Genomic DNA, 4,155 nt, shown 5'->3' on the forward strand with positions numbered 1-4,155 from the left:
ACCAATCGGCCGGAGCGCTCCGCTCATGATCGCGCGAAATGCGTGCTCACGATCGTCTGAAATCAGCGCTCACGATGGAATGAAATCGACGCTCACGATCAGCGAAATACGCAGGGAATTAAGCCTTTAGCATTATCGGGCAAGGGTCAGGACTGTCAGTCGCAACGAGCCAAGGGCGGGACAGATGACAGGGAGCTTGGGTGGCCAGTCTCCGCGCCGCACGTCCTGACCTTTGGTGCTGCCCCGGGTCCCCGCCACTTTCAGCCGCCCCCATCCTCCGTTGTCCAGACGCACGAAAGCCCCTCGGCATTGTGTGCGCGAGGGGCTTTGGGGTGTTTGGGATGTGTTGAGGAGAAGAAGGGTGTTCTTGCGATTTGCAGACCTGGCGGCGACCGACTTTCCCGCGTCTTGAGACGAAGTATCATGGGCGCTGGGGCGTTTCACGGCCGAGTTCGGAATGGGATCGGGTGCGGCCGCCCCGCTAGAACCACCAGGTCGGCAAATGGCAAGTGAGAAGCTGGTCTTGGGATCCGTGATGTGTGTTGTCTCGCCCCTTTGGGGTGAGCATTGACGAATGAGAATGATCAAGCCGATCGAGCGATTAGTACCGGTAAGCTTCATGCGTTGCCGCACGTCCACACCCGGCCTATCAACGTGGTGGTCTACCACGGCTCTGATAGGGAGAACTCGTTTTCAGGTGGGTTTCCCGCTTAGATGCCTTCAGCGGTTATCCCGACCGTACATAGCTACCCTGCACTGCGGCTGGCGCCACAACAGGTCCACCAGAGGTACGTCCAACCCGGTCCTCTCGTACTAGGGTCAGATCCTGTCAATTCTCCTGCACCCACGGCAGATAGGGACCGAACTGTCTCACGACGTTCTGAACCCAGCTCACGTACCGCTTTAATTGGCGAACAGCCAAACCCTTGGGACCTGCTCCAGCCCCAGGATGCGATGAGCCGACATCGAGGTGCCAAACAACCCCGTCGATATGGACTCTTGGGGGTCATCAGCCTGTTATCCCCGGCGTACCTTTTATCCGTTGAGCGATGGCCCTTCCACGCGGGACCACCGGATCACTATGACCGACTTTCGTCTCTGCTCGACTTGTCTGTCTCGCAGTCAGGCGGGCTTATGCCATTGCACTCGACGACCGATTTCCGACCGGTCTGAGCCCACCATCGCGCGCCTCCGTTACTCTTTAGGAGGCGACCGCCCCAGTCAAACTACCCACCATACACTGTCCCGGATCCGGATGACGGACCGCGGTTAGACATCCATGACGAGAAGGGTGGTATTTCAAGGATGGCTCCACGCGAGCTGGCGCCCACGCTTCAAAGCCTACCACCTATCCTACACATGCCGACACGAATGCCAGTGTAAAGCTATAGTAAAGGTGCACGGGGTCTTTCCGTCTGACCGCAGGAACCCCGCATCTTCACGGGGAATTCAATTTCACTGAGTCTATGTTGGAGACAGCGGGGAAGTCGTTACGCCATTCGTGCAGGTCGGAACTTACCCGACAAGGAATTTCGCTACCTTAGGACCGTTATAGTTACGGCCGCCGTTTACTGGGGCTTCGATTCAGAGCTTGCACCCCTCCTCTTAACCTTCCAGCACCGGGCAGGCGTCAGACCCTATACGTCGTCTTGCGACTTCGCAGAGCCCTGTGTTTTTGATAAACAGTCGCTACCCCCTGGTCTGTGCCACCCTCCCCCACTTGCGTGGAAAAGGGTCACGCTTCTTCCGAAGTTACGCGTGCAATTTGCCGAGTTCCTTCAACATAGTTCTCTCAAGCGCCTTGGTATACTCTACCAGTCCACCTGTGTCGGTTTCGGGTACGGTCTATACGGTGGGGCTATTTCCTGGAACCTCTTCACCGCAAGATCAATCCAATAAGACCTTACGATACACGAGATCCGTCACTCTCCACCAGGCCCACGATTATTAACGTGGTTCCCATCGACTACGCCTTTCGGCCTCGCCTTAGGGGCCGGCTAACCCTGCTCAGATTAACTTTAAGCAGGAACCCTTGGACTTTCGGCGAGGGAGTCTCTCACTCCCTTTATCGTTACTCATGTCAGCATTCGCACTTCCGATACCTCCAGGAGCCCTCACGGGTCTCCCTTCACAGGCCTACGGAACGCTCCGCTACCGCACGTCAAAGACGTGCCCACAGCTTCGGTGTATGGCTTGAGCCCCGGTACATTTTCGGCGCAAAGACTCTTGATTAGACCAGTGAGCTGTTACGCTTTCTTTAAATGATGGCTGCTTCTAAGCCAACATCCTGGTTGTTTTGGAATCTTCACATCCTTTCCCACTTAGCCATAACTTGGGGACCTTAGCTGGTGGTCAGGGTTGTTTCCCTTTCCACGACGGACGTTAGCACCCGCCGTGTGTCTGCCGGATAGCACTTCCAGGTATTCGGAGTTTGATTAGGTTTGGTAAGCCGGTGAGGCCCCCTAGCCCATTCAGTGCTCTACCCCCTGGAGTGTTCATCCGACGCTCTACCTAAATAGATTTCGCGGAGAACCAGCTATTTCCGAGTTTGATTGGCCTTTCACCCCTAGCCACAAGTCATCCCGATCTATTGCAACAGATATGGGTTCGGTCCTTCAGTGCGTGTTACCGCACCTTCAACCTGCTCATGGCTAGATCACTCGGTTTCGGGTCTAATCCGACGAACTGAACGCCCTGTTCAGACTCGCTTTCGCTACGCCTCCACCTAACGGCTTAAGCTTGCTCGCCAGACTAAGTCGCTGACCCATTATACAAAAGGTACGATGTCACCCAGGACGAACCTTGAGCTCCATCTGTTTGTAGGCATTCGGTTTCAGGTACTATTTCACTCCCCTTGTCGGGGTGCTTTTCACCTTTCCCTCACGGTACTGGTTCGCTATCGGTCATGCACGAGTACTTAGGCTTAGAGGGTGGTCCCCCTAATTTCGAACAGGATTTCACGTGTCCCGCCCTACTCGAGGACCATCGGAGACATTATGCGTACGGGGCTATCACCCACTCTTGCCAGGCTTTCCAACCTGTTCCGCTTCTTCTCTCGATGGCCACTGGCCTGGTCCGCGTTCGCTCGCCGCTACTGACGGAGTCTCGGTTGATGTCCTTTCCTTCGGGTACTTAGATGTTTCAGTTCCCCGAGTTCGCTTCTAACCCCTATGTATTCAGAGTCAGATACCTTTTATCGACACCTGTTAATCCAAGCGGTTCGCTAAACAAAAAGTCTCGCCAACCGCTTGAACTTAACAGGCGTCAAAGGTGGGTTGCCCCATTCGGAAATCCACGGATCAAAGCTTATTCGCAGCTCCCCATGGCTTATCGCAGCGTATCACGTCCTTCATCGCCTGTGCATGCCAAGGCATTCACCAAATGCCCTTAAGTCACTTGATCATTCTCATCGTCAATGCTCACCATTCCCGGCCAAGCCCCTTGCGAGGCACACCCGGGAGAGAGAGGTGAGACATTCACGGATCCTCTTCGAACACCGCAAACGCCGGCCAAGATGTGCAATCTCGGCCCGCGTCCTGCAGCGGTGCTCTATATGTGTCGACCAGGTGGCTAAACCCGATCGACGAAAGACCAGCTTCTTGAGACAAACCCCGACGATGTGCGGTCAGGCACATCGATCATGGGACGGAAGGCTTGTTATGACCGGTGCTAAGGCGATGAACCCGTACCGGAACCTTCCATCGACAGATCGTCCAAACCCTGAGCGGGGCATGACCAGCAAGCTGGCCAACATGACGACCTTCGAGATCCGTCTTCTTCTTCACGATGATGATTGAGAACAGGCAGGCACTCGGACAAATGTCCAAGGCTGCAAACCGTTGTCTTTCTCCTGGATGATGATCGCGCCGACGCTGCGGCTGTGGCGGCTGCCGGCAAACCGACAGGCGACGCCACGACCGAAGGAAGTGGTGGAGCTTGTCGGGATCGAACCGACGACCCCCTGCTTGCAAAGCAGGTGCTCTCCCAGCTGAGCTAAAGCCCCAATCTTGGGTGGCGCGCGTCCGGTGCCGTCTCGACCTCCCGGCCGACCATGTCAGATGGTGGGCCCGGGTAGATTCGAACTACCGACCTCACCCTTATCAGGGGTGCGCTCTAACCAACTGAGCTACGGGCCCGATCTGTCTCGCTCACGCG

1 protein-coding gene, 2 tRNA genes and 2 rRNA genes are annotated in these 4,155 nt (G+C 55.9%); 1 reads left to right on the forward strand and 4 read right to left on the reverse strand.

Annotation, left to right across the window (positions count from 1 at the left end; all coding sequences use genetic code 11):
- Window positions 1-380: 380 nt before the first annotated feature.
- Window positions 381-495: ribosomal RNA gene (rrf, locus tag VQ042_RS24755) — 5S ribosomal RNA — on the reverse strand.
- An 85-nt stretch (window positions 496-580) separates the two neighbouring features.
- Window positions 581-3,402: ribosomal RNA gene (locus VQ042_RS24760) — 23S ribosomal RNA — on the reverse strand.
- Window positions 3,403-3,659: 257 nt separating this feature from the next.
- Between VQ042_RS24760 and VQ042_RS24765 the strand changes: the two genes are divergently transcribed.
- The gene (locus VQ042_RS24765) at window positions 3,660-3,797 is read left to right on the forward strand and encodes a hypothetical protein (protein ID WP_331822925.1); all 138 of its coding nucleotides are present in this window, start codon (window positions 3,660-3,662) and stop codon (window positions 3,795-3,797) included.
- A 130-nt stretch (window positions 3,798-3,927) separates the two neighbouring features.
- On the opposite strand, the gene VQ042_RS24770 is transcribed toward VQ042_RS24765, so the two are convergent.
- Window positions 3,928-4,003: transfer RNA gene (locus VQ042_RS24770), tRNA-Ala, on the reverse strand.
- A 56-nt stretch (window positions 4,004-4,059) separates the two neighbouring features.
- A tRNA-Ile gene (locus VQ042_RS24775) sits at window positions 4,060-4,136 on the reverse strand.
- Window positions 4,137-4,155: the final 19 nt, after the last annotated feature.

It is taken from the genome of Aurantimonas sp. A2-1-M11 (assembly GCF_036549475.1).
GTDB lineage: Bacteria > Pseudomonadota > Alphaproteobacteria > Rhizobiales > Rhizobiaceae > Aurantimonas.

Coding starts and splice junctions, on each gene's coding strand:
- VQ042_RS24765 (WP_331822925.1), top strand. CDS start 3,660: ATGACCGGTGCTAAGGCGATGAACCCGTACCGGAACCTTCCATCGACA.